This is a genomic window from Saccharibacillus sp. CPCC 101409, from assembly GCF_030518235.1.
Lineage (GTDB): Bacteria > Bacillota > Bacilli > Paenibacillales > Paenibacillaceae > Saccharibacillus.
Genome location: NZ_JAULSA010000012.1, coordinates 20,480 through 45,350, shown reverse-complemented (window position 1 = coordinate 45,350; position 24,871 = coordinate 20,480). Strand labels below are relative to the sequence as shown.

General features: G+C 58.6%; 20 protein-coding genes. 6 read left to right on the top strand and 14 right to left on the bottom strand.

All coding sequences use genetic code 11. The features are described from left to right. Window position 1: 1 nt before the first annotated feature. The 3 genes from QWJ34_RS20675 to QWJ34_RS20665 form a co-directional block, all read right to left on the bottom strand. A complete protein-coding gene (locus tag QWJ34_RS20675) occupies window positions 2–1,393 on the bottom strand; it encodes a GNAT family N-acetyltransferase (RefSeq protein ID WP_302730794.1) in 1,392 nt (463 codons plus the stop codon). Window positions 1,394–1,550: 157 nt separating this feature from the next. Next, window positions 1,551–2,546: a nucleoside hydrolase gene (locus QWJ34_RS20670; RefSeq protein WP_302730793.1), complete on the bottom strand. Its 996-nt coding sequence runs from the start codon at window positions 2,544–2,546 to the stop codon at window positions 1,551–1,553. Window positions 2,547–2,655: 109 nt separating this feature from the next. Beyond that, entirely contained in the window at window positions 2,656–4,422 is a 1,767-nt protein-coding gene (locus QWJ34_RS20665; RefSeq protein ID WP_302730792.1) for an ABC transporter substrate-binding protein, read from the bottom strand. Window positions 4,423–4,570: 148 nt separating this feature from the next. Here QWJ34_RS20665 and QWJ34_RS20660 point away from each other — a divergent pair, with 148 nt between their 5' ends. Next, the gene (locus QWJ34_RS20660; RefSeq protein WP_483314295.1) at window positions 4,571–5,821 is read left to right on the top strand and encodes an MDR family MFS transporter; all 1,251 of its coding nucleotides are present in this window, start codon (window positions 4,571–4,573) and stop codon (window positions 5,819–5,821) included. Between the two features lie 116 nt (window positions 5,822–5,937). Here the strand turns inward: QWJ34_RS20660 and QWJ34_RS20655 are convergent, their stop codons facing one another. The 5 genes from QWJ34_RS20655 to QWJ34_RS20635 form a co-directional block, all read right to left on the bottom strand. Then, complete coding sequence (locus QWJ34_RS20655) at window positions 5,938–7,347, bottom strand: radical SAM protein (protein ID WP_302730791.1); 1,410 nt, start codon at window positions 7,345–7,347, stop codon at window positions 5,938–5,940. Between the two features lie 45 nt (window positions 7,348–7,392). After that, entirely contained in the window at window positions 7,393–7,938 is a 546-nt protein-coding gene (locus tag QWJ34_RS20650) for a prolipoprotein diacylglyceryl transferase (protein WP_302730790.1), read from the bottom strand. Then, window positions 7,896–8,186, bottom strand: a complete 291-nt coding sequence (locus QWJ34_RS20645) for a hypothetical protein (RefSeq protein ID WP_302730788.1) — start codon at window positions 8,184–8,186, stop codon at window positions 7,896–7,898. The genes QWJ34_RS20650 and QWJ34_RS20645 overlap by 43 nt, the downstream gene beginning before the upstream one ends. An 81-nt stretch (window positions 8,187–8,267) precedes the next feature. Continuing rightward, entirely contained in the window at window positions 8,268–8,591 is a 324-nt protein-coding gene (locus QWJ34_RS20640; protein ID WP_302730786.1) for an FYVE zinc finger domain-containing protein, read from the bottom strand. Between the two features lie 578 nt (window positions 8,592–9,169). Next, window positions 9,170–11,473: a heavy metal translocating P-type ATPase gene (locus tag QWJ34_RS20635; RefSeq protein ID WP_302730784.1), complete on the bottom strand. Its 2,304-nt coding sequence runs from the start codon at window positions 11,471–11,473 to the stop codon at window positions 9,170–9,172. A gap of 322 nt (window positions 11,474–11,795) precedes the next feature. On the opposite strand from QWJ34_RS20635, the gene QWJ34_RS20630 reads away from it, so the two are divergent. Beyond that, on the top strand, window positions 11,796–12,104 hold the full coding sequence (locus QWJ34_RS20630; protein ID WP_302730953.1) for an ArsR/SmtB family transcription factor: 309 nt from the start codon (window positions 11,796–11,798) through the stop codon (window positions 12,102–12,104). Window positions 12,105–12,204: 100 nt separating this feature from the next. Here the strand turns inward: QWJ34_RS20630 and QWJ34_RS20625 are convergent, their stop codons facing one another. Continuing rightward, complete coding sequence (locus QWJ34_RS20625) at window positions 12,205–13,236, bottom strand: cation diffusion facilitator family transporter (protein ID WP_302730782.1); 1,032 nt, start codon at window positions 13,234–13,236, stop codon at window positions 12,205–12,207. Window positions 13,237–13,278: 42 nt separating this feature from the next. Here QWJ34_RS20625 and QWJ34_RS20620 point away from each other — a divergent pair, with 42 nt between their 5' ends. The 3 genes from QWJ34_RS20620 to QWJ34_RS20610 all read left to right on the top strand — a co-directional run bounded on the left by QWJ34_RS20620 (window position 13,279) and on the right by QWJ34_RS20610 (window position 17,002). Then, window positions 13,279–13,689 carry a hypothetical protein gene (locus QWJ34_RS20620; RefSeq protein WP_302730781.1) on the top strand — a complete coding sequence of 137 codons (411 nt, stop codon included), beginning with the start codon at window positions 13,279–13,281 and terminating at the stop codon, window positions 13,687–13,689. 191 nt (window positions 13,690–13,880) lie between these two features. Then, on the top strand, window positions 13,881–16,112 hold the full coding sequence (locus QWJ34_RS20615) for an anthranilate synthase component I (protein ID WP_302730779.1): 2,232 nt from the start codon (window positions 13,881–13,883) through the stop codon (window positions 16,110–16,112). Between the two features lie 209 nt (window positions 16,113–16,321). Further along, window positions 16,322–17,002 (top strand): DUF559 domain-containing protein, encoded by a 681-nt coding sequence (locus QWJ34_RS20610; protein ID WP_302730777.1) that lies wholly within the window; start codon window positions 16,322–16,324, stop codon window positions 17,000–17,002. Between the two features lie 185 nt (window positions 17,003–17,187). On the opposite strand, the gene QWJ34_RS20605 is transcribed toward QWJ34_RS20610, so the two are convergent. The 3 genes from QWJ34_RS20605 to QWJ34_RS20595 all read right to left on the bottom strand — a co-directional run bounded on the left by QWJ34_RS20605 (window position 17,188) and on the right by QWJ34_RS20595 (window position 19,566). Continuing rightward, window positions 17,188–18,039 (bottom strand): spermidine synthase, encoded by an 852-nt coding sequence (locus QWJ34_RS20605; RefSeq protein WP_302730776.1) that lies wholly within the window; start codon window positions 18,037–18,039, stop codon window positions 17,188–17,190. Between the two features lie 382 nt (window positions 18,040–18,421). Continuing rightward, the gene (gene yidC, locus QWJ34_RS20600) at window positions 18,422–19,276 is read right to left on the bottom strand and encodes a membrane protein insertase YidC (protein ID WP_302730775.1); all 855 of its coding nucleotides are present in this window, start codon (window positions 19,274–19,276) and stop codon (window positions 18,422–18,424) included. Beyond that, window positions 19,219–19,566: a hypothetical protein gene (locus QWJ34_RS20595; RefSeq protein WP_302730773.1), complete on the bottom strand. Its 348-nt coding sequence runs from the start codon at window positions 19,564–19,566 to the stop codon at window positions 19,219–19,221. The genes yidC and QWJ34_RS20595 overlap by 58 nt, the downstream gene beginning before the upstream one ends. Before the next feature lie 218 nt (window positions 19,567–19,784). Here QWJ34_RS20595 and QWJ34_RS20590 point away from each other — a divergent pair, with 218 nt between their 5' ends. Then, on the top strand, window positions 19,785–22,526 hold the full coding sequence (locus tag QWJ34_RS20590) for an ATP-binding protein (protein ID WP_302730771.1): 2,742 nt from the start codon (window positions 19,785–19,787) through the stop codon (window positions 22,524–22,526). 310 nt (window positions 22,527–22,836) lie between these two features. Here QWJ34_RS20590 and aguB read toward each other — a convergent pair whose 3' ends face one another. Next, complete coding sequence (gene aguB, locus QWJ34_RS20585) at window positions 22,837–23,718, bottom strand: N-carbamoylputrescine amidase (protein WP_302730769.1); 882 nt, start codon at window positions 23,716–23,718, stop codon at window positions 22,837–22,839. Between the two features lie 75 nt (window positions 23,719–23,793). Continuing rightward, on the bottom strand, window positions 23,794–24,822 hold the full coding sequence (locus QWJ34_RS20580) for an agmatine deiminase family protein (RefSeq protein WP_302730767.1): 1,029 nt from the start codon (window positions 24,820–24,822) through the stop codon (window positions 23,794–23,796). Between the last annotated feature and the right edge of the window lie 49 nt (window positions 24,823–24,871).

Genomic DNA, 24,871 nt, shown 5'->3' with positions numbered 1-24,871 from the left:
TTTATTCTTCGTCGTCTTTCGGATTCAGGATCGCCAGCAGCACATGATCGCGCCATCTGCCGTTGATCTTGACGTTTTTGCGCGAAATGCCTTCACGCTCGAACCCGGCTTTGGCCAGCACGCGCAGCGAAGGCTCGTTATGCGGCATCACGCCGGCTTCGATCCGGTGCAGCGCCAGCACTTCGAACGCATAGCGCACCGTATAACGGACCGCTTCGGTCATATAGCCTTTGCCGTTGCAGGACCGGTCCATAAAGTAGCCGATCCAGGCGCCTTGCAGCGATCCGCGCTGAATGCCGGTCAGATCGGTGACGCCGACCAGCCGGCCGGACTCCCGTTCGCGCACCGTGAACTGATAGCGTTCGTCGTGCCTGGCCGCTTCCGCCATCGTACGAATTCTTTTCTCCTGGGCTTCGCGCGTATAGAAAGAATCGTCGCGCACCGGAGAGAACCGGCTGAAAAACTCTTTGTTCCGCAGTTCCAGCTCCAGCATCTCGTCGATATCCGCTTCTTCGATCGGAACGATCTTGAGCCTTTCGGTGCCGTCGGGCAAAAAGATCAGCTCCGGCAGTTTGGGAGCGGCGTTTGCGGAAAGTGGATTTGCCGCTGCTCCGGTTGAGCCGCTTACGTCGTTTACGCTGTTTGCAGACCGGACTTCGCTTTGCGCGCTTCCGCTGTGCTCCCGCCATTCGAGCTTGCTTTCCTTCATGTCGTCCTCCTTGTCGTTCCGCCGCCCGCCGGTTCGCGAATGCTCCAGGAACCAGCGGTACAACCCTTCGTTCGCATATACGTTTTTCCAGCAGTCGTGACCGACGCCGGGATACAGCGTCAGCTCCACTTCCGCGCCGGCTTCCCGCATCGCTTCCGCCATTTTCAGCGATTCCGACGAACGGATGACCTCGTCCGCTTCGCCGTGGAAGATCCAGGCCGGCATATCGCTCAGCCGCTTGGAATGCGCGGGATCGCCGCCGCCTGACACGGGCGCAACCGCCGCGAAGCGCTGCGGATGACGGTCGGCCAGATTCCAGACGCCGTAAGCGCCCATGCTGAAGCCCGTAAGATACAGGCGGCTGTCGTCGATCCGCCACGCCCGCGAGAGATCGTCCAGCATCGCCAGCAGTTCGTCTTCCATCGTATTCCAGAACGAACCGAGCGGGCAGTGCGGAGCCGCAACGAAGAAAGGCAGGCCGGAACCCGATTCCACGCGCTGCGGCAGCCCTTCTTTTCTCAGCTGATCGCGATCGGGCCCGCTGCCTCCCGCTCCGTGCAGATACAAAATAAGCGGCCAGGAAGCCGATTCGTCCTGTTCGTACCCGGCCGGCACGTATAACTGATAGTCCAGCCGGACCGTCTTGACGATCTGTTTATCCATATGCACAGCCTGCCGTTTCATGCCCCGTCCTCCTTATAACCGGCAAAACGCGCGGCTTCGCCCGGAACGTATCGAATATCGGCGGACAGCCGCGCGGTCAAGCTTCCGTTAATCATTACTCGATTTGCGGCGCGTTCAATCAGACGGCGAATTCGATGCTTCAAGCGGTATTGCGCTTCTACTTAATCGCGCCCAGCACGTCCAGCAGCATCGACCTGAACAGCGGCCGGTCGATTCCTTCGCATACCCGCGCGTTCGGCCGCCGGCCGAGGCGTCCGTTCACGTCCACCACGCTGTAGCCGCGCGTCCATTGCCCTTTCGTTTCCACATCCACAAAATAATCGCTCGAGCGCGTCATGACCGCTTCGTTCGCCGCGACCGCCATCAGCAGCGTGTCGGGATGCGTCGTGCCGCCGAGGCGGTGCACCGTTTTGTTGAACTGCATCACGACCTTGTTCACGGCGGAGAAAAAGCGGGCGCCCGATGTGCCGAGACTTGCGATCTCCGCATGATCGTCGTCGTCCATCAGCGAGAAGCCGGTGCACATTTCCCAGCCCACCATCGTGGTCGGAATACCGGAATTCAGCACCAGGCTGGCCGCTTCCGGATCGGTATAGAAGTTGTATTCCGCCGCCGGCGTGATATTGCCGAGCGCGTTGTTGGTGCCGCCCATTACGTACAGATGCGCGATTTCCGGCACAATCGTCGGGTCTTTCTGGATCGCCATCGCGATATTGGTCAACGGCGCGATCGCGAGCAGCGTTACTTCGCCGGGATGGTTATGCACCGTTTCGATCAGGAAGTCGACGGCGTGGCCTTCGGCCGGACGCTGGATCGCCGGCGGGAAATTCGCTCCGCCCATCCCGTCGCTGCCGTGCACGTCTTCGACGGTGAGATGCTGCGGCGAATTCCACGGCGACAGCAGCGGACGCTCGCAGCCTTTGTACACGGGGATCCGCCCGTCCGGTCCGCCTTTGCCGGCGACCTGGATCGTGTACAGCGCATTTTCGACCTCCTGGTCGAACTGCACGTTGCCGCCCGTCATCATAATGCCCAGCACGTCGAAATGATGCAGCGCGGTCAGGATCGCGATCGTATCGTCTCCCGCCGTATCCGTATCGATAATGACTTTGCGCCGCGCGTTTGCGGAAGAATTCTCTTGATTGTTCATCATGCGTTTCTCAGCCCTTCTTTGTCCATAATCCGTTCAGCCCTGCGGCAACGGTGCGGCGGACGTCTGCCTGCCGTCTATGCTTTAAGCATACGTCCCAAGAAGCCAAGGTTCAATCCTTTCCTCCCGCACGGCCGCTTTTGACCCACAACCGGGACAGGTTCGGAAAGCCCAGCGCGTCCATGCGCAGCCCGTACAGATTCCGGTTGAAATAACCGCGATGATTGATGTGAGTTCCGTACAGCAGCCAATTTTCTTTTTCCAGCAAAGACTGGGCCCGTTCGAATACTTCGGCGCGCCCTTCTTTTTCTTTGCCCATGAATCCGTCGAACATTTCATGCAGCCGATTCAAGCGCGCATCGTCGAGCTTGCGGTTCAGATAAGTGCCTGTGTTCAAAAAGAAGTTCAGCAGTTCGAGCTCCCAATCGTCCTCCAGCATTTCCGTCGCCAGCGCCAGTTCACCGGAATCGTCTTCCGTTCTGGCCAGCGAAACCTCCTGCGGGCAGAGCTCCAGTTCAAGACCGATCAGACTCGCGCGATCCTTCAGCCACTGCGCTTCGAGTCTTTCCTGCTTGCGGTCCATAAACACGATTTGCAGCGTTTGTCCTTCGTAGCCGCTGCGTCCAAGCCGCTCCGCCGCTTCTTCGAGGGAGCAGGGCGGAATCGAGGAGCGTTTGCTGCGCGAAGGCAAAAATCCCGCGGCCGGTTCGATCAGGCTGCCGCCCAGCTCATTGACGATCGCCTGCCGGTCGTACAGAATACGAATCGCTTTTCGAAACTCGGATTGGTGCTGGATGCCCGGCTTGCGAAAATTGAAAATCAGGTATCGGCAGCCCATTCCGGGTTTGTTCAGCTCTTTGCTGTCTTCCACGTCGTCTTGATCCGACAGGTGGTAGGTCCTGCTTTCCTGCGCGATCCCGGGCAAAAACCAGACGTCCACACGATCGATCAGCGGACGATACCCGAAATAACCGTCGAAAGCGTTCAATGTCAGTTTGCTGGTCTCAAGCTTGCCGATGCGAAACGGCCCGCTGCCGATCGGCAGGCCTTCTTTCTCGTCGGCCGGAAGCACAGCCAGATACAAACAGCCGGCCAAGTGCAGAAAAAAAGCGTTGGGACGCGACAACCGGAACACGACGACGTAATCGCCGAAGGTCTCCGCGTCTTCCACGTCCTCGAACAGCTTGATCGCGGGCGAGTTTTTGCGGCGCAGGCGATGCAGCGTCGATCGAACGTCGCGCGACGTCAGCAGCCGACCGTCATGGAACCGAATCCCTTTTCGCAAATAAAAGGTCCAGCGCGTTCGGTCGGCGCTGCTTTCCCAGCGGTGGGCCAGTTTGGGCAAAAAACGTTCGGACGCCGTATCGTAATCGACAAGCGTATCGAACAGCTGGCCCAAGATATACACTTCGAAAACGGTGTGAGCGAAAGCCGGGTCCACGTTTTCCAACCGCTGGCCACGGATCATTTGCAGCACATCGCGGGTGGACGACTCTTCCGGTTCGCTGCGAAGTCCCAGATGCACATTTACCCGCATCCACAGCTTCCGTTTAAGCGTCTCGCCGACCTGGGCGTCCGCGATCAGATCGAGCGCTTCGCTCATACGGCCGTTTTCGAGCAGCTCGTCCACTTTCATCTCCAGCACTTCGCCGATTGGACGGAGAAAAGCGAGCACCGACCCGTTGCCCCTCCCGCGTCCCGGCGTCCAGCGTATCCAGCCTTTCTCTTCGAGACGCCGCAGCACAAATTTGACATTCCGCGGCGTGCAAAAAAGCAGTTCCGACAGCTTCGCGATCGTGACCGAAACGGTACCTTCTGCGTTTGTCTCTTCCCTCAGCCCCTTATAAATCTGCAGATAATGCAGCATTCCGCTGTCCATGGGCCTCACTCCTTTCGCGCAGCAACGACTTTATGCTCTTATTCGAACATATAAAAGGTGAAAAAAGCAAATCTTTTCTTACCCTTTTTCTTCTCCTTTTCTCCCGGTACAATGACGACAGTTGACGACAAGGAGTGTAAGGCCCGTGATTCCAAAAGCGTTCAAAAGTATTCACCCCATGGCCTGGACGATTATCGTCGGGACGATGTTCGGCCGGCTCGTGACTTCGATGAGCATTCCGTTTCTCGCGATCTATTTGACGGGCACGCTCGGCGTCTCGTCTGTGCAAACCGGCTTGATCGTGGCCGCAAGCTCGCTCGCGGGCGTCTCGATCAGCTTCTACGGCGGGTATATCTCCGACCGGATCGGGCGTAAAAAGGTGATGCTCGTCTCCGTTTTCTGCTGGGCGGCCGTGTTCTTCGGCTTCGCGGCGGCAAGCGAGATCTGGATGTTCTTCGTCGTCAATGTGCTGAACGGACTGTGCCGCTCGGTGTTCGAACCGGCTTCGCGCGCGCTGCTGTCGGATACGACGCCGCCGGAGCGCAAGCTGCTGGTGTTCAACCTGCGCTATGCGGCGATCAATATCGGCGTCGTATTCGGGCCGATTCTCGGGCTGCGGCTCGGTTCCGCGCAGTCGACGGCGCCGTTTGCCGTCGCGGGAGTCGTGTACATCCTGTACGGCCTGGTGCTGGTTGCCCAGTTCGCCGCGCATCGCAGCGTGCTGCAAACCGCGAAGAACGCCGCCGCGCCCAAAATTCGCGAAGCGTTTGCCGTCACGGGACGCGACCGCATTTTTCTGCCGGTGCTGATCGGGACGACTTTCTGCGTAATGGGCTACGGCCATTTCAGCTCGACGCTGGCCCAGTACCTGACGCTGACGCCGCGGATCGCGAACGGCCGCGAGCTGTTCTCGTACATGCTCGCCATGAACGCGGCCGTCGTCCTGATCGTGCAGTATCCGGTTGTGAAAACGGTCAGCCGCTTCCGTCCGGTGGTGCCGCTCATTCTGGGCTGCGCGCTCGTGTCCGTCTCGCTGCTGCTGTTCGGTCTGGCGCAGGGCATCGCGATGTTCCTGGTCGGCGTGTTTATCTTTACCGTCGGCGAAGTGCTGATGTTCACCATGATGGACGTGCTGATCGACCGCATCGCGCCGGAAGCCTGGAAAGGGACCTATTTCGGCACGATCGGGTTCAACAATCTCGGCAGCGTCGCCGCGCCGGTCGTCGGCGGCCTGCTGCTCGACCGGTTCGCGCTGCAAAGCGGCTTTGCCGTCTTCGCGCCGCTGGCGCTGATTACGCTTTGCGGGCTGCCGTTTCTGCTGGCCGCGCACCGCCGGCTTACGCATCGCGAACGCGCGGAAGGCGCCGCGGCCGTACAGGCGGCCAAAAACGTATTGTAGCTCGCGGCTCGGCCCGAACAAGCACACGCCGGAAAAGCCCGCCGGCACGTTCCTCGAAGGAGGCGTGCCGGCGGGCTTTTTGTATGTCGGAAAAGCAGGAGAAAGTGCAGGGCCGGTCAATCCCAGGCGGTCGCGATTTCCGCTTTGCGTTCTTCCAGCAGCTTTTCTTTGTCGTCGCGGTAGAACAGGTTGTACGTATCGAACGGAATGATCCGGCCGTCCGGGTGCGCGATATGCACGCAGGATTTCTTCACCGAGCGCACATCGAAGTTGTGCGCGTCGAGAAACTGCATAATGATAATGCGGAATACATTATCGTACGTGATCTGCTCCGGCACCGCGGCAAGCGGCAGGCAGCACAGCAGGCTTTTGAGCGACAGCGCCGAAGAAATCGGCGAATGTCCGGTAGACAGCAGCTCGAACAGCTTGCCGCGGATCACCGGGTCCTGTTCGAAGACAATCGTATTGCTGTCTCCTTCGAGCAGCACCTCCGGCTCGATCATTCTCGTCAGCGGAAGAACCTCGCTGCCCAGCTTCAGCGCATAACCCATCGCCAGACAGTCCGGATGGCACGGAACCGGCAGAATATCGTCGGGTTCGAATATGCCCGACTGGTCGATAATCATCTGCCGCACTTCGCTGACCGTCAGCCGGTCGGTCGCCGGGTCGTAGCCTTCGAGCCGGCCCGCCGCCTGGATCGGCTGAATCGTGACGCCGCGCACCGCGGGCTGTTCCAGCCCGTATTGAATGATCCTGCCGACTTCGGCGTCGTTCAGCCCTTTCTTGAGCGTCACGACGAGCGTGGTGGACAGGTTGAACTCGTTCAGATGCCGGATCGCGTCTTCGCGGATACGGCGCAGGTCCGCCCCGCGCAGCTCTTTGAGCACGTCGGCTTCGAAGCTGTCGAACTGCAAATAGATTTCGAAGCCCGGCATGTACGACGCCAGACGCTTCGTGAATTCCCGGTCCTGCGCGATGCGGATGCCGTTCGTGTTAACCATGATATGCTGGATCGGCTTGGTGCGGCACAGATCGAGAATGTCGAAGAACTGCGGATGCGTCGTCGGCTCGCCGCCGCTGATCTGGACGATATCCGCTTCCCCTTCGTTGGCGATAATCCGGTCCAGCATAAATTCGATCTGTTCCATCGAGCGGTACGACGTGCGGTGCGGCGAAGATTCCGCGAAGCAGATCGGGCATTTCAGGTTGCAGTGGTCGGTGATCTCCAGCAGCGTCAGGCAGCTGTGCTGCTCGTGATCGGGACACAGCCCGCAGTCGTACGGACAGCCATACTTGATCGGCGTGTTCCACTGCAGCGGCATTTCCGACGCTTTGATGAATTCGCGCGTTTTTTTATAGTAATCGACGTCGGTGGAAATCAGCACCTTTTCGGGTCCGTGCACCAGGCATCTTTTGACCATGTACATGCGCCCGTCTTCTTCGAGGATCTTGGCTTCCACTTTGCGGTAGCAGGTCGTGCAGATGCTGTTGGTCAGTTCGTGGTACAGATAAGGACGATTCGGCATGATTGCGACACTCCTTTGTTGGATGCTTGGCCGTCTTCGGCTGTGTCAACCCGCCGCTTCGGCGCCCGCCGGCAGCCGGCTTCCACCCGCGCCCCGCCGCAGCAGCAGCCAGGCGTAGTAGATCAGCCCCGCGATGCAGGCCAGCTGAATATTGTTGAGCCCCAGATACGGATGCGGGGTCGGTTTGATAAACTCGATAACAAAACGAAAAAGCAGATAGCCGCCCATAAACCACTGGAACATCCGGCCCGGCACGTAGCCCGCAGAGACTGCGGCAGCGTCCCGGCTTTTGCGGTACAGCGGGAACAGCAGCCCTCCGAGCAGCAGGAGCACGAAGATCTCGTACAGCTGCGCCGGATGGCGCATGACTCCGTCGCCGAAGTCCACGCCGGTGATCCAGGTCGTGGCGACTCCGTATGTATGGTCTTCGAGACCGGTCAGGAAGCAGCCGATCCGCCCCAGCACCATGCCGACGATCAGCGGATACACGAAGTCGTCGCCGGTGGAAGATTTCCAGCCGGCCAGTTTCTTGACCAGCTCCACGCCGATCAAGCCGCCGAGCAGTCGCCCACGATCGTTTTGCCGCCCCATAACAAATTCCCCTGCCGAAGCTGCTCCCAGGTCGCCGACGGATCTTCCAGCCAGTACAGCAGCTTGGCTCCCAGCGCGGCGCCCAGAATCGTCCCGGCCAGAATTTGCAGACTGGTCAGCTTCGGCATCGAACTGGGCCGCCGCGTCCACAAATACACGCGAAACCCGATAAAGTAAGACAGCGCCTCGAACAAGACATGCGGATGAATACTCCACGGACCGAGATGGATATAGACGGGGAATTGCACAGCCTGCCTCCTTTCTTTTCAATGGGATGATCGGGAAACCGGCTGCAAACCGGCCGGTATAAAGCCTTTCGTTCAAACGGCTCAATAGTTAAAAAAGATCATGCCGCCGCAGATCGCGACCAGCAGCAGAAACAGCCCGCCGATGACCGCAAGGATCGAAAGAGCGATCCGGCAGCCGGTGTTCATCGCATTGCCCTGACGATTCCCGTTGTACGGGTCCCGCGGATTTCGTTGCCCCCGGTCCGAGAAGCGCGGCGCCGAATGCGCGCCTTCTTCCGCGCACGCCCCGAATTTGCACACGTGCAGCTGCGGGTCGCAGCACTCGTCGCACAGCATCCGCCCGCAACGTCTGCATTGGTGCCGGGCCGGACGATCCCGGTGATACGCACAGCGAAGATCCTGCATACTCTCGCCTCCATATCCAAGATGGATTTCCGGTGATAGCTTCACTTTACCTTATTATGGGATGAGAACGCTACATCAAGAAAGTTAACGCCATCTTATCGGCCCCGCCGGAAAAATTCCAGTAAAAAACATCCAGCCGAGAAAACGAACACGGGCGCATAAAAAAAGAACCGTTCCGGACGGAACGGTTCTTCGGATTGTCGAGAAACGATTGGATATAAACCTAATTTAGGCGGGTTCGATTGGAAGGAAAGGTCGGGAAAGGGCTGGAGAAATAAAGCCAGCGGCAAGAAGAATCCAACTAGCTGCGTATAGGCCCTTATTCCGGCTTTCTTTTACGTTTTCGAGCAAATAACTGCACTCATACATCTATTTCGAGCTTTTACGCTTCGATTCGGCCTTTGGGCCCCGAATAGCTGCACCTGCGTCGCTATTTAGAGAAATCGAAGGATTTCGCCCCAAATAAGTGTACCTGTGCCGCTATTTTCCGTTTGGAACAATACCCGGCTTTCTCGATAGCCTGAAGAACCGTTCCGGTTGGAACGGTTCTTGGTTCTTTTTCCAGTTCGAAGCCGCCGTTAGTTCTGCGCCGCGGAAGGCGTCTGTTTGCCGGCGGGCAGCTTGGGTTCGGAGCGCAGCACGCGCATCGCGTTCAGCACCGCGATCACGGTTACGCCGACATCGGAGAAAACCGCTTCCCACATGGTCGCGATGCCGAAAGCTCCAAGGATCAGGAACACGGCTTTGACGCCGAGCGCGAACCAGATATTCTGCCACACGATGCGGCGCGTGCGCTTGGCGATCCCGATCGCCGTAACGAGCTTCGACGGCTCGTCGGTCATGATGACCACATCGGCCGCTTCGATCGCCGCGTCGGAACCGAGGCCGCCCATCGCGACGCCGATATCGGCGCGGGCCAGCACCGGCGTATCGTTGATGCCGTCGCCGACGAACAGAATTTTTTCTTTCGGCGCTTTATCTCGGTCCAACCGCTCGATCTGCTCGACCTTATGCTCCGGCAGCAGCCCGGCATGCACTTCGTCGAGTCCTAGCTGCCGGCCGACCGCTTCGCCGACGATCTGCGAGTCGCCGGTCAGCATGACCGTCCGGCGAATACCGAGCCGCTTCAGGGCGCGGATCGCTTCCGCCGAATCTTCTTTCACTTCGTCGGCGATTACGATCCGTCCGGCATAGCGTCCGTCTACCGCGATATGGACGACCGTGCCCACATCGCTTTCTTCGCCGAACGCGATGCCTTCGGCGGTCATCAGTTTGGCGTTGCCGGCCAGCACCGTCCGTCCGTCGATGCGGGCGCGAATGCCGTGACCGGAAATCTCTTCGTAATCGTTCACGCGCGGCTCGCTCAGCGCGACGCCGTAGGCTTCGCGGATCGAATCGGCGATCGGGTGGCCGGAGTGCAGTTCGGCGTAAGCCGCCGTTTCAAGCAGCTGCTCGCGGCCGAATCCTTCCGCCGGACGCACATCCGTGACTTTGAAGCTGCCTTTGGTCAGCGTGCCGGTCTTGTCGAAGACCACGATCTTGACGCCGTTCAGCGCTTCCAGATAATTGCCTCCCTTAACCAGCACGCCCTGCCTCGAAGCCGCGCCGATACCGCCGAAGAAACCGAGCGGGATCGAAACGACCAGCGCGCACGGACAGGAGATGACGAGGAAGATCAGCGCCCGGTAGATCCAGTCGGAGAACTGCGCTCCGTCGATCGCAAGCGGCGGCACGACCGCCAGCAGCAGCGCCGTAATGACCACTACCGGCGTATAACCGCGCGCAAACTTGCTGATAAAGTTCTCGGTCGGCGCTTTGCGGCCCGAAGCGTTCTCGACCAGTTCGAGAATCTTCGCGACGGACGATTCGCCGAACGCGCGCGTCACTTCGACGGTCAGGACGCCGTTTTTATTGATAAATCCGCCAAGCACTTCGTCGCCGGCTTTGACGCCGCGCGGTACCGATTCGCCGGTCAGCGCGGACGTGTCGACCATCGACGAGCCGTCCGTTACTTTGCCGTCCAACGGTACTTTTTCGCCCGGGCGCACCAGAATGGTCTGGCCGACTTCGACGGAATCCGGCTTCACCCGCCGCGTTTCTTCGCCGGATTTGAGATTCGCATAGTCCGGGCGGATATTGAGCAGCGAGGTGATCGATTTTCTCGACCGGTTGACCGCCAGGCTCTGGAACAGCTCGCCCACCTGATAGAACAGCATAACGGCGACGCCTTCCGGATACTGCCCGATTGCAAACGCGCCGATTGTCGCTGCCGACATCAGGAAGTATTCGTCGAATACCTGCCCGCGCGCGATATTCTTAGCCGCCTGCAACGCGACGTCGCCGCCGACCAGCAGATACGCGATCAGGAACAGCGCCAGCTCGGCCGGACCGTTCAGCGGGGCAAGCATTCCGGCCGCCGTCAGCACCGCTCCGACCGCGAGTCTGGCGATCAGTTTCTTGTCCAGACCGCCGCCGTGAGCGTGCGAATGACCGGCGTGATCGTGTCCCGCATGATCGTGACCGGCATGTCCGTGATCTTCGCGATCGCCGTGCTCGTGTGCATCCGAGGCGCGGGCATGATCCGCCTGGACGGCGGCCGAAACGACCACCCGACCCTCGGAATCGACCGCTTCGCGCGTTCCTTTGACCCGGATCTGCACATGCGGCTCCAGCTTCTTGATCGTGCCCGCCGCTTTGGAAGCCACTTCGTCTCCCTGCTCCGTATCGGCTTCGAAGGTAAGGGTTTTATTTACGAAATTCAGCGAACAGGCGGAGACGCCCTCCATCTTCTGCACGCTGTTTTCGATCTTGAGCGCGCAGTTGGCGCAGTCCAGCCCGTCCAGCACCCATTCCCGTTTCACGGTTCCCGCTGCGGTTCCCATTGCGATTCCTCCTTATCTTTCTCCAGACGCCTGGGCCGTATCCGGCCGCCGTTTTATTCGAAAAAGTTACGAATTATATATGAGCATATATTCATGTGTTAGTTCGATTATAGCCCTCCTTTTTCCGGAAGTCAAAGCTTTAAAGGTCGGTCTCCAATCTCGCAGCAAAAAATTGCCTATTCGTAACGCCAACGATTTTTGGTATAATGGAAGCACGACGGATACGGGAAGGTGATGAAGCGTGAAGCAGGAAGCGTTACGCGAAGAAACGATAGACGAATGCGGTCACGACGGCGCGGACAGCGCGGCTCCCCGGGAAACGCTGGTCCGTATCAAAGAAAATTTTGTGGACGATTCCACCGCTATCGATATGGCCGAACTGTTCAAAGCGCTCGGCGATCCCACGCGGGTCAGGCTGATCTATGCCCTGCTGCAAAAAGAACTGTGCGTCCACGACCTGTGCATCGTGCTCGATATGACTCAGTCGGCGGTCTCGCACCAATTGCGTTATCTGCGCAATACGCGCATCGTCAAACGCCGCAAAGTCGGCAAAACGGTATTCTATTCGCTCGACGACCGCCATGTGGAAGAAATCTTTGCGCAGACGCTCCAGCATCTGCGGCACGGCTGATCGGACGCGGGTGTTTCCATCGGCGCGGCAAAAACAAAGTCGGTTACAAAGAAGTTCCCTTTGCCGGGTGCTTCTTTTTTTGTTTGTACAGCCCTATCTTTCAATGAACGAAAAAACTGCGGCAGCTTTCTTCGCCGACCCGGCATTCTTCTCCGGGCGGGTCGAGCTGAATCGTAATATGCCCGATGCCGAACTCTTCGGTCAACAGCCGGCGCGCCTCGCGCATAACCCGCGGTCCCGATTCGGTCTGTTCGAGCGCGAGGTGTCCGCTCAGGAGCGGAACGTCCGAGGACAGCGACCAGATATGCAGATCGTGCACGCCGCGGACGCCTTCGATATCGGAAAGCTGCGCGCGAATCTCTTCCGCGTCGATTCCGGACGGCGTCCCTTCCATCAGGATATGCACCGAGTCCCGCGTGATCCGGTAAGCGCTGAGCAGCACCAGCACCGCGACGATCACGCTCGCGATCGGGTCGGCCAGATTCCAGCCGAACGCCATAATCAGCAGCGCCGCGGCGATCGCCCCGACGGAGCCGAGCAGATCGCCGATCACATGCAGAAAAGCGCTGCGGATATTCAGATTCTCCGACGTATCGCCTTTCATCAGGATCCAGGCGGCGGCTACGTTCACCAACAGGCCGATCACCGCGATTGTCAGCATGCCCGAACTCATGACGCCGGGCGGATCGGAGAAACGCCGAAACGCTTCATAGAAAATGTAAAGCGAGATCGCGAGCAGCGCGATTCCGTTCAGGAAAGCGGCCAGGACTTCAAATCGTTTATAGCCGTAAGTCTTGGCGCTACTGGCGCTGCGTTCGCCCCAGATCATCGCGAGCAGGCTGAATCCCAGCGCGGCCGCGTCGCTCAGCATATGACCCGCGTCCGACAGCAGCGCCAGGCTGTTCGTCATCAAGCCTCCGATCACTTCCACGATCATATAAGAAGCGATCAGGAAAAAGGACAGCTTGAGCGCTTTTTTGTTGGCGCCGTGCGTATGCGAGTGGTTATGGCCGTGACCGTGCCGATGGGTGTGTCCGCCCGATCCGCGGCTGTGCGAATGTTCGCGGTCGTGTTCATGACCGTGACGGCCGTTTTGTCCGGAAGAATGCCGGTGCGGTTCTTTCGAATTCATTCTTTATCCCTTCTTCCCATAAACATATGAGCAATTGTTCATATGTTTATTTTATTCTTTTCTTTTACCCGATACAAGCCTCTTTTCGCATTTTGCCAAAAGAAAAACGGCCGCCTTTCCGGGCAGCCGTTTTTGCGCTTTCTATGGGTTGTGCCGCGGCGCCGCATCTGCACTCGGCGGCTCATTCGCGGCTTTTTCCTTTTTCCGGGTATTCCGGACACGGCCGAAGCCGCGGACGGTTCGATCATCGCACGGCCGACGACAACCCGGGAAGCCGGATCGACGAGTTCGGCCCAGGCGTTGCCGGACTCCCGGACAACCGCGCTTTCTTTGAGCAGCCGGCCGTACCGCATATTTCAGCATCGCGATATCGACTGTACTGCCGGTGAGGATCATACCGATATCGCTTTGACAAGATCCGGCGTTGACAACGACCCTGCCGACCCGGTATGATTTGCGGTAAGTCCGGAGAGCCGGACGCCCGCGGAAGAGTCCGCATGCTTTACCGAGAGTATCGCCCCAAGCAGAAGAGCCTGAGCAGAGACTAGAGCAGAGCAAAGTTGAGCGGAGCCGAGTCCCCTTTTTCCAACGACATATCCATCACTTTCTTTCTCTTTTCTCTCCATTACCAAGGAGGAGAAAACGTGAAATTTCATGCTACCCTTTCGCCGCAGACGGCGCAGTATGCGACCCGAGGCCATCTTGACATCACCCGTCGCCTTACCCCTCTCGATCCGTCGGAGGCGGTCAATCCCATCCTTGCCGGAATCGACAATCGCAGAGGCGCCCTGTTTACGAGCGGCTACGAATTTCCAGGCCGTTATTCGAGATGGGACGTCGGTTTTCTGAACCCGCCGATCGAACTTCGTTCGTCGAGAGGGCGGTTCGAGATCCAGGCGCTGAACGAGCGCGGCCTGCCGCTGCTCGATTTTCTGTTCGGCCATTTGTCCGCCGATCCCGTGTTTGCGCTGCAGCGGACGACCGGCGGGCTGATTTCCGGTTCCGTGCTGCGCCGCGAAGACGAGGAAGAACTGCTGTCCGAAGAAGACCGTACGCGCCGGCCGTCGATCTTCACGCTGATTCGCAGTATCAAGGACGCGCTGGAATCGCCGGAAGATTCCCAGCTCGGCCTGTACGGCGGGTTCGGCTACGACCTGGTATTCCAGTTCGAGCCGATGCCGCTCAAGCACGAACGCACGCTGGAGCGTCCGGATATCGTGCTGTACCTGCCCGACGAGATTACCGTCGTCGACCGCCAGCTCGGCCAGGCCTACCGGCTGAGCTACGACTTTGCGTTCGAAGGCCGCTCCACCGAGGGACTGGATCGCGGCACGCCCGAGACGCTTAACGCCGCCTCCCTGCGCAGCCGCATTGCTTCCGCCGGCGAACTGCCGGCCTATGTGCCGGGCCGCTACGCGAAGCTGGTCGATACCGCGATCGAGCAGTTCAAGGTCGGCAACCTGTTCGAAGTCGTGCCGACGCAGACCCTGTACGAGCCGTGCCCGGACGCGCCGTCCGCCGTATTCCGGCGGCTGAGCGAGATCAATCCAAGCCCGTACGGCTTTATCGTCAATCTCGGCACCGAGCATCTGGTCGGTTCGTCGCCGGAGATGTATGTCCGCGTCGAAGGCAAGCGGATGGAAACCTGCCCGATCTCGGGCACGATCAAGCGGGGCGCCTCGCCGATCGAAGACGCGGAGCAGATCCGCAGGCTGCTCAATTCGCGCAAAGACGAAGCGGAATTGAATATGTGCACGGACGTGGACCGCAACGACAAATCGCGCGTTTGCGAACCGGGCTCGGTCAATGTGATCGGCCACCGGCAGATCGAAACGTATTCGCATCTGTTCCACACCGTCGACCATGTGGAAGGCACGCTGCGCGACGGCTACGACGCGCTCGACGCGTTTATGACGCATATGTGGGCCGTAACCGTAACCGGCGCGCCGAAAAAAGCGGCGATCCAGTGGATCGAGAACCACGAGGATTCGCCGCGCGACTGGTACGGCGGCGCGGTCGGCTATTACAGCTTCGACGGCTCGCTCAATACCGGTCTCACGCTGCGCACGATCCGCATCAAAGGCGGCGTCGCCGAGATCCGCGTCGGCGCGACCCTGCTCTACGATTCGGTTCCGGCCGAGGAAGAAGAAGAAACGCTGACCAAAGGCGCGGCGCTCGTCAAAGCGGTGCGCGGCGGCCAGGCTGCCGCGGCGGATGGCGGCGCATCCGATGCGGACGGCATAGACACGGACGCAAATGCCAAACCCGGCGCTGGCAAGCGCCTGCTGTTCGTCGATCACGAAGATTCGTTCGTGCATACGCTGGCCGGTTACTTCAAGGAGACGGGCGCGGACGTGCTCGTCCAGCGCACGCCGTCCGCGCTGCGGACGCTGCGCGGCGGCGAAGAATTCGACGGCGTCGTGCTGTCTCCGGGCCCGGGCCGGCCGGACGATTTCCGCATGCGCGAGGTGCTGGAACTCGCGCTGGGGCGCGAACTGCCCCTGTTCGGCGTCTGCCTCGGCCTGCAAGGGATCGTCGAGTACTACGGCGGCAGCCTGGGCATTCTCGACGTGCCGCAGCACGGCAAGCCGGCGACGGTCGAAACGTCCGCGGGCTGCCCGCTGTTCGCAGGCATCGACGAGCCTTTTAAAGTCGGCCGCTACCACTCGCTGTACGCCGAACATATGCCCGACTGCCTGGAAGTAACCGCCCGCTCCGAAGACGGCGTCGTGATGGGCGTCCGCCATCGCGAGCTGCCGGTCTACGCCGTGCAGTTCCACCCCGAATCGCTGCTGACCGCCGGCGGCCGGATCGGCCACCGCATTATCGATAACTTTATGCGGGCGGCAAGCCGGAGCGAAGCGTCGGCGCGTTAAGCGCCGGGTGATTCTCCGCTGGCTGCGGGAGCGGCTTTCGGTTATAATAGGCAGGAAGCAAGTTTAGCGCCAGTCGTCGGCAAAAAGCAAATTTGCCAACCGTATTTTTCAACTTAATCACGATCCGAGACGAAGCACGTCCCGCCCATTCTTCCGAATGCGGCCGGGGCGTTTTTTGGTTTTAGGCGAAATGAAAAGGAGAATTTAAAATGGAATTTATTCAAGCTCACGACGCTTTTATCGCTCGGCATCTCGCCGGACGAACGGGTGAACGCAGGGACAGATTGGCACGGGGACACCGGGAAGCGGAGCGGCTGTTCTGCATGAATGTCTGGTGGCCGCTTAGAGGAAATTTCGATCACCTGCACCCGGAGTACGAAGTGTTGGACTGGCGCGGGCTGCGTTACTTTTGCGATTTCGTTTGGATTGCCGCCGGCGCCAAGATTGTAATCGAGATCAAAGGCTTCGGTTCACACATTCAAGACATGGATCGCCGTAAATTCTGCACCGAACTAAACCGGGAAACGTTCTTGAGCGCTATGGGATTTCATGTTATTTCTTTCGCTTACGACGATGTCGCTCATCGGCCGGAGCTGTGCATCACCCTGCTGCGAATGGTAATGGCCCGATTTCAAAAAACGCTGCGGACAAACGAAACCGAATCTTCCAACGAACATATCGGCGAATTCTCGATTGTTCGTCTGGCCTGCACATTGGGACGGCCGATCCGCCCGACCGATCTGCGCAAACAATTCGGGTTGAACTATCGAGCCTCTGTCAAGATTATGCGCCTGCTGTGCGAACGCGGCTTGTTTGCTCCCGTTCGAGGCGCGGAAGGTAAATATACGGTCGGTTACACGCTTCAAAGCACGGCATTTACAACATTCTAGAAATCGGCGCCTATCTTATTTGTGCATATCCGCAACAAAATAAGCACTACGGATAACATATAGAGAGCATTGTTGCAAATCGGCATCAAAAAAGCGGCATGATCCGCCCCATACGCTTATTTGGACGACATACCGCAAAAAATAGTGCCGATATGCAGCATTGGCAGCAAAACCAAGAAAATCATCTAAATTTGTTGCGGATTTGCATCATTGCCCGGCTCGATAGACGTGCTTGCAGTCGGCAGGCGGTCAACAGCGAAGCAGCAACTTTGTCTATATTCCCTTTTCCGCCCCACATACACATAATCCGGTTCCCCCCGCTCCGGCTTTGCTCCCGCAATCTCCTCCGCTTGTCCGAACTTGCGCTCCAGCCGCAGCAGCAGTTCGGGCGAGCGCGATGCGCTCCAGAACGACAGCGCGCCGCCCGGCGCCAGCAGACGGTACAACGTATCCAGGCCGCCGTCCCCGTACAGCGCCGCGTTCGATTCGAACACCGTCCAGTCCGGGCCGTTGTCGATATCCAGGCAGATCGCATTGTACCGCTCGCCCGCTTCCTCGCTCTCCGATATCCACTCCAGCAGATCGGCGCAGATCACCCGGGCCCGCGGATGGAAGATCGCGTCATTCGAGTAAACGTGCAGAAACCGCCGGTTCCACTCGATGACTTTGTCCTCGATCTCGATAACGGTCGCCAGTCCGCAGCGGGGATGCCGCACCGCTTCCGCCAGCGAATAGCCGACGCCGAGTCCGCCGATCAGCACGTGCGCCGAATCGGTTCGGCAGACGTCCAGCGCGGCGCTGACGAGCAGTCTTTCCGACTCGCCGTTATACGTGGCCATCAAGAAAGAACCGCCGCTAATCAGTTCGTAATGTTCGCCGCGCCGCTGGAGCTTGAGTTCTCCCCGCTGCGTGACCGCCCGCTCGACTTCGACCGCTTCGCCTTCCACCTGCAAAAGTTTCGCTTCGCTCGCTTTTCCGATTCCCTGCCGGCTGCCCGTTTCCTCCGTATCGAATGGATTCGACTTGATCACGCTCATTGCCTATTCCCCCTTTTCCAAGCAAACTCGCTTTGATTACGGCCGGTCTTTTCACATTGAAATCCACTTCCATTATATCCCTATGCCGAAGAAAGGCCTGTGCGTCTTTTTACACAAATCTAGGCCGTGTACGCAAACTCAGCGACGTGCATCTTTAGCTGCCTTTTCGCCCTCCTCGGCGTCACGTTCCCTTGACGTGCCCCGGCACGCCTTCGGAAAAGTTCCTTGATGAGAACGAAAATTCAGCTCAATCTGCTTCCTTCGGAGTTTGCGTACACGCCCTAAACGAAAAAGCCCGCTCCGCAGGCAAAAGCCTGGCGAAAGCGGGCGGGACGAGTCTTCATTTATTCGAATATTCCGACAGCCGCCCGCTTGCGTCTGATCAAGCCTTCGCCGGTTTGACCGGTTTGGAAGGCTTCGTGTCCACGGGCGCGGCGTCCAGGGCCGGCGCTGCGGGGTACATTTTACGGAACAGCAGCGTTTGCGCCAGCAGGAACGTACCGCTCACCGTCCAGTACAGCGGCATGGCGGATGGAGCGCTAAACGAGAAGAACAGCATCATCAGCGGCGAAATGTAAGCCATGATCGCCATCTGCTTGCGCTGCTCCGGCGTCATGCTGTACTGCGACACTTTGGCCTGGACTAGATAAATGACCGCGACCAGAATCGCAAGTATCCAATCCGGCTGACCGAGCTTGAACCACAGGAACGAGTGCGTGGACAGCTCCGGCGTCAGGCGAATCGCGGTGTACAGCCCCGACAGAATCGGCAGCTGGATCAGCATGGGCAGGCAGCCGATATTCAGCGGGTTGAAATTATGCTCTTTGTAGAGCGCCATCATCTCCTGCTGCATCTTCTGCTGCTCGGCGGCGTCTTTCTTGTCTTCGTATTTCTTTTTCAAAGCGTCGAGATGCGGCTGCATCACGTTCATCTTGGCTTTCATCTGCTGCTGCGAGCGCGTCTGACGAAGCATCAGCGGGAACAGTACCAGCCGCACGATCAGCGTAATCAGGATAATCCCGATGCCGTAGCTGCCGCCGGTCCACTGGGCCAGATGCTGAATCAGATAAGAGATCGGGAATACGACGTAATGATTGAAAAAGCCCGGCGTGGAACTGGTGATTTCACCGTTCTGCACGCCGCATCCCGACAGCAGCGCCATCAGGCCCAGAATTGCCGTTAGAGCGAGAAACTTCCCTTTTGCCGATTTAAAAATGAATCCTTTTGCGTTTTCCATACTGCTCCTCCTCGTTGATCGTTGAAATAAACGTCGTCAAAGGAGGAGAAGCAGTCGCCGCCGTCATCGTCGGGCGCTTCGCGGCGCCGGACCAATCGGCTCAAATGCAGCGGAGAACCGCGGCGGCAGGAAGACGGGATCGGAAGAAAAAACAGGTTGGCATCGTAAAAGCCTTCTTCGAACCAAATAGGGCCGAGCTTACCGTATAAAAACAGCAGATACAAATAACGCAGAACGACCAGCAGGCTGATCGACAATAAATAAGGGAGTAAATCCTGCAGATCCAGCAAGAGGATTCACCTCCTTTCACCGTTCAAATTAGTAAATCTTCAATTGTGAATATTGTAACACGTTTCGGCGCGTTTTGTATATCTTCTCTTTGCGTTTGCAAACGGCTTCTTTCCAGCTGCGTCCGCTATTTCGCATTGCTTCAATCCCGCGGCTTTAAGGTAAACAACGAGTAGGATATGCGCTTTACAAATCGATCAAGAAAGCAGGAAAACTCATGATGAGTTACCGAAAAAAACAACTGCTCGGTTTCGGCATTATTTTGTTCGCGCTGATGATCCTGCTGTTTATCCTGGCGGCCATGCTCGACGGCGTCAGGCAAAATCTGGCGGAAATCACCGACGAACGCTACGACAAAGTGAGCCGCTCCGCGTCGTTTCGCAACAATTTCTCCTACCTCGACAGCGAACTGGGTTATCTGATTAACGAAAACGATCCGCAAAAGTCGATAAATCACGTGAATCAAATCCGCAGCCGGAGTCAAAACGCTTACAGTCATTTGTCTTATTTGCAGCTGCATATCGGCGGCGATACGAGCCAGAAGCTGCTGGATTCGATCCAGCAGGGGCTCGACCGCTATATGAGCGTGGTGGACGAAGTCAACAGCGCGCTCGATCGCGGAGACAACGACGCGGCGTCGGTGCTGTTCGTGGAAGAAGCGCAGGACATCCGGACCAATCTGCTGCGCAACCTCAGCGAATATACGGCGATGCAGGAAGAGAAAATGGAGCGGGCGCGCGAAGACGCGGATCTGCTGTTCAACCGGATGCTGACAATCAGCGCGGTCTCGGCCCTGGCGATCATCCTGATCGGCGTCGCCTGCGCGGTCTGGGTGATCCGGGGCACCGGCAGCAGCCTGCGGCGCGTTACGGACGTGATGGACCGCTTCGATCCGGGCGCGGTCGAAGAAATGCCCCGCCTCGACGTTCAGACGAACGACGAGATCGGCAACATCGCCCGCGGCTACAACCATATGATCGATGCGCTGGAGGACCACAACCGCCGGGTCAGCGAGTTCAACCAGAAGATCGAAGACAACAACTGGCTGCAGACGCAGCTCAGCGAACTCGCCCTGCTCTACCAGCAGGTAACGGGACAAGAAGCGCTTGCGCGGACCTTTCTTTCGGTGATCGCTCCCGCCGTGCGCGCCTCTTCCGCCCTGTTCTATATTCGTGAAAAATGCGACGGCGAAGAACGGTTCGTACGCATCGCGGCTTATGCCGGAGACGGCGCGCTGAATACGAAAGAAGCTTTTCGCATCGGCGAAGGCCTGATCGGACAGGCCGCGCTGGACGGCCGGGAGATCCTGATCGACGTGCCGGACGACACGCATTCCGAAGCGCAGCTGAGAGCGGGAATCGGCATCTACCGCCCGAAGCAAATCTGGGTCCTTCCGGTCGACGCGGAAGACCGGGTCGAAGCGGTCGTGGAATTGTCCGCGCTTCAACCGTTCGCCCCGCTGCACCGCCAGCTGCTGGAGCAGGTCCGCTCTACGCTCGGCATCGCGCTGCAAAGCGTCACCGGACGTATGGAAGTCGACCGGCTGCTCAAAGGCGCGCAGACGCTGACCGAAGAACTGCAAACCCAGCAGGAAGAACTGCGTTCCGTCAACGACCGGCTCAAACAGCAGTACTCCGAAGCCGAACGCAGCCGGCGCGAGCTGATGGAAGCCCAGCACGAGCTTGAACTGAACGCGGAAGAACTCCGCCGCTCCTCCCAGTACAAATCGGAATTCCTGGCGAATATGTCGCACGAACTGCGTACGCCGCTCAACAGCATCCTGATTCTGTCGCAGCTGATCGCCGAGAATCCGGAAGACGCCGAAACGGAAGGCCGGAGCTACGCCGAGATCATCCACCGTTCCGGTCAGGATCTGCTCGACATCGTCAACGACGTGCTCGATCTGTCCAAAGTCGAAGCCGGCATGCTCGAAGTAAGCCGCGAAGCGGTATCGCTGCACGATTTCCGGGAACTGGTCCATTACGGCTTCGACGCGATCGCCAAGCAGAAAAATCTCGATTTCGAAGTGCAGGTCGCCGAAAATGTGCCGGAATTCTTCTATACCGACGGCAAGCGGCTGCAGCAAATCGTCAAAAACCTGCTGTCCAACGCGTTTAAGTTCACCCAGCAGGGCAAAATCACCTGCTCGCTGAAAATCGTCGACGCCGCCGATATCCCCTGCTCGATTCCGGGAACGGCGTCGCAGGGAAAAGCGATCGCGGTCACGGTCCGCGATACGGGGATCGGAATTGCGGAAAACAAACGTGAGATCATCTTCGAAGCTTTCCGCCAGGCGGACGGCAGCACGGAGCGCATGTACGGGGGCACCGGCCTGGGTCTGTCCATCTGCCGGGAGTTTGCCAGGCTGCTCGGCGGCTGCCTGACGCTGGAGAGCGAGGAAGGAACGGGCAGCGTCTTTACGCTTTATCTGCCGCCGATCGCGGAATCGGACGGCCTGGCGGAACCCGAGAATACGGAGCTCCCGGAATCGGCGGTTCTGGAAGCCGGTACGCCGGCTTCCGATGCGCGGCAGTCCGGGCGGGAAATGCCTGCGGACGAAAAAGGATCGAAATTCGACGTTCTGCGCGGCCGGACGGTATTGATTGCGGACGACGATCAGCGCAGCGTATACGGACTCAAGCATTTGCTGGAAAAACGTGGGATGCTCGTACTTGAAGCCGAAAACGGCCGCGAAGCCGTCGAGCAGGTGCTCGGGCCCGAGGGAGAATCGATCGACCTTGTGCTGATGGATATTATGATGCCGGTCATGAACGGCTACGACGCGATGAGCGCGATCCGGGAAGAACCTTCCCGGCATGAACTGCCGATCATCGCGCTGACGGCGGGCGCGATGTCCGAGGAGCGCGAAGCGTCCCTGGCTTCCGGCGCTTCGGATTATCTGACCAAGCCGGCCGACTCGGAGCAGCTGATTTCTTTGCTGCGGGTGTGGTTGGAGGGGTAGGCAGGCAGCAGGCGTGTTTGGAGGGGCTCCGGGGAACTTCGTTACAGTCGCGTGTTGCAATCGGGAAGCTTTGATGATGTTAAGTAGGAGGCTTCCCGATTGCAAAGGCGAACGCTAACGCTCTTTCACGAAGTTCCCCTCCGCCCTGACGCCTGCCGTGTGTAGGAATGAATAAAAAAAAGCCCGTCCATAATCAGGACGGGCTTTTGCTGATGTTCAAGCACATTTAATCTTGTAAACCTATTGCTTATTATGCCGATGAAACTATGAAATTCTTTAGAGCACATTATTGACGCCCGAAATTCGAACCTTACTGCTGCATCTTGCGTTCGCCGTCGTAGGTGGCGAGGACGCCGTAGAGTTCGGGTCTGCGGTCGCGGAATACGCCCCATTCGATGCGGTCGATCTCGAGCTGGTCGAGGTCGAATTCGGCGGTCAGGATTTCTTCTCGGTCGCGGCTCGCTTCGGCGAGTTTGCTGCCGCGGGGGCCGGCGATAAACGACGAACCGTAGAAGTTGATCGACGAGTCTTCGTCGCTCTCCGCTCCGATGCGGTTCGAGGCGATAACCGGAATCAGGTTGGAGCCGGCGTGCCCCAGCATGCAGGCCTGCCAGTGATCTTTGGAATCGATCGAGCTGTCCTGCGGCTCGGAGCCGATGGCGGTCGGGTACAGCAGGATCTCGGCGCCCATCAGCGCCATGGCGCGGGCGGCTTCCGGGTACCACTGATCCCAGCAGATGCCGACGCCGATCTTGCCGTAGCGGGTATTCCAGACTTTGAAGCCGGTATCGCCCGGATTGAAATAAAACTTTTCTTCGTAACCCGGTCCGTCCGGGATATGGCTTTTGCGGTAGGTTCCCAGCACTTCGCCGTCGGCGTCGATCATGGCGAGCGCGTTGTAGCGGGCATAGTTTTTCTTTTCGTAAAAGCTGATCGGCAGTACGACTTCCAGTTCTTTGGCGATCTGTTTGAAATGATGGATCGCTTTATTCGTTTCGAGCTCGGTCGCGTACTGGTAGTACTCCGCTTTTTCTTTCTGGCAGAAATACGGGGTTTCGAACAGCTCCTGCAGCAGGATCACCTGCGCGCCTTCTCCCGCCGCTTTGCGTACCAGCGCTTCGGCTTTGCGGATATTGTCGTCGATGTCCCAGGTGCAGCTCATCTGCGTTGCGGCTACTTTGACTTTTCTCATGGGTTGAATCTCCAGCTCCTCTCCATACTCGCTGCTTTATGTTTACCCGTTAGGGACGTTTGCGGTTCGATCGGCTCAGCGGCCCGACGGAATCTGCTGCGTCGTGCAGTGCACATTGCCGCCTTCGCGGATTACGGCCATGCCGTCGATAGTACGGATGCGGCGGTCCGGGAACACGCGCTGCAGACTTTCTTCGGCCAGGCGGTCGGTCTCCGCCGCTTCCCCGCCGAATATCGGCAGGATGATTCCGCCGTTGACGAAATAGAAGTTCAGGTAGCTGAGCGTCAAGCGGCTGTCTTCGTACTGCGCGTGCGGCGGCTGCTGGATCGGGATAATCTCCAGTTTGCGTCCCTGCGCGTCCGCGGCTTCTTCCAGAATGCGCAGATTTTCCTGCGTAATTGCATAGTTGTCGTCCGCCGGATCGTCGCAGACCTGGATGATGACTTTGCCCGGAGCAGCGAAGCAGGCGGCGTTGTCGACGTGCCCGTCCGTTTCGTCGCCGGCCAGCCCCCGATTCAGCCAGATGATCTTGTCCACGTTGGTAAAATTCTTGACGTGCTCTTCGATCTCTTCGCGGCTCAACGAAGGATTGCGGTTCTCGTTCAGCAGGCATTCTTCCGTCGTCAGCAGCGTCCCTTCGCCGTCGACATGGATCGAGCCGCCTTCGAGTACGAGCGGAGCGTCGAATTGGCGCAGGTTCAAGTGCTTGAGCACGGCCGGCGCGACGGCGTCGTCCAGATCCCACGGGGAATATTTGCCGCCCCAGGCATTGAAGCCCCAGTTGATGCCGGCGCGTTCGCCCTGCCCGTTCACCACGATCGTCGGCCCGTTGTCTCTCAGCCAGGCGTCGTTGTGCGGGATCGGCAGCAGTTCGACCGGATGTCCTGCGAAGATCGGGCGCAGACTCTCTTCGTCTTCCGGATTCACGAGCAGCGTAACCGGTTCGAATTCGGCGATCGCTTTGACCAGTTCGGCGTAGCCGCCGCAGACTTCTTTGTAGTTATCCGGATAGACCATCGAAGACTGCACGGGCCAGGACAGCAGCGTGCGTTCGTGCTTCTCCCACTCGGCGGGCATTTTATAATGAAGTGTTTTCGGATTCATCGTCAGGGTTCCCCTTGCTAAATAGAGTTGCGATAGAGGCGTTTTCGTT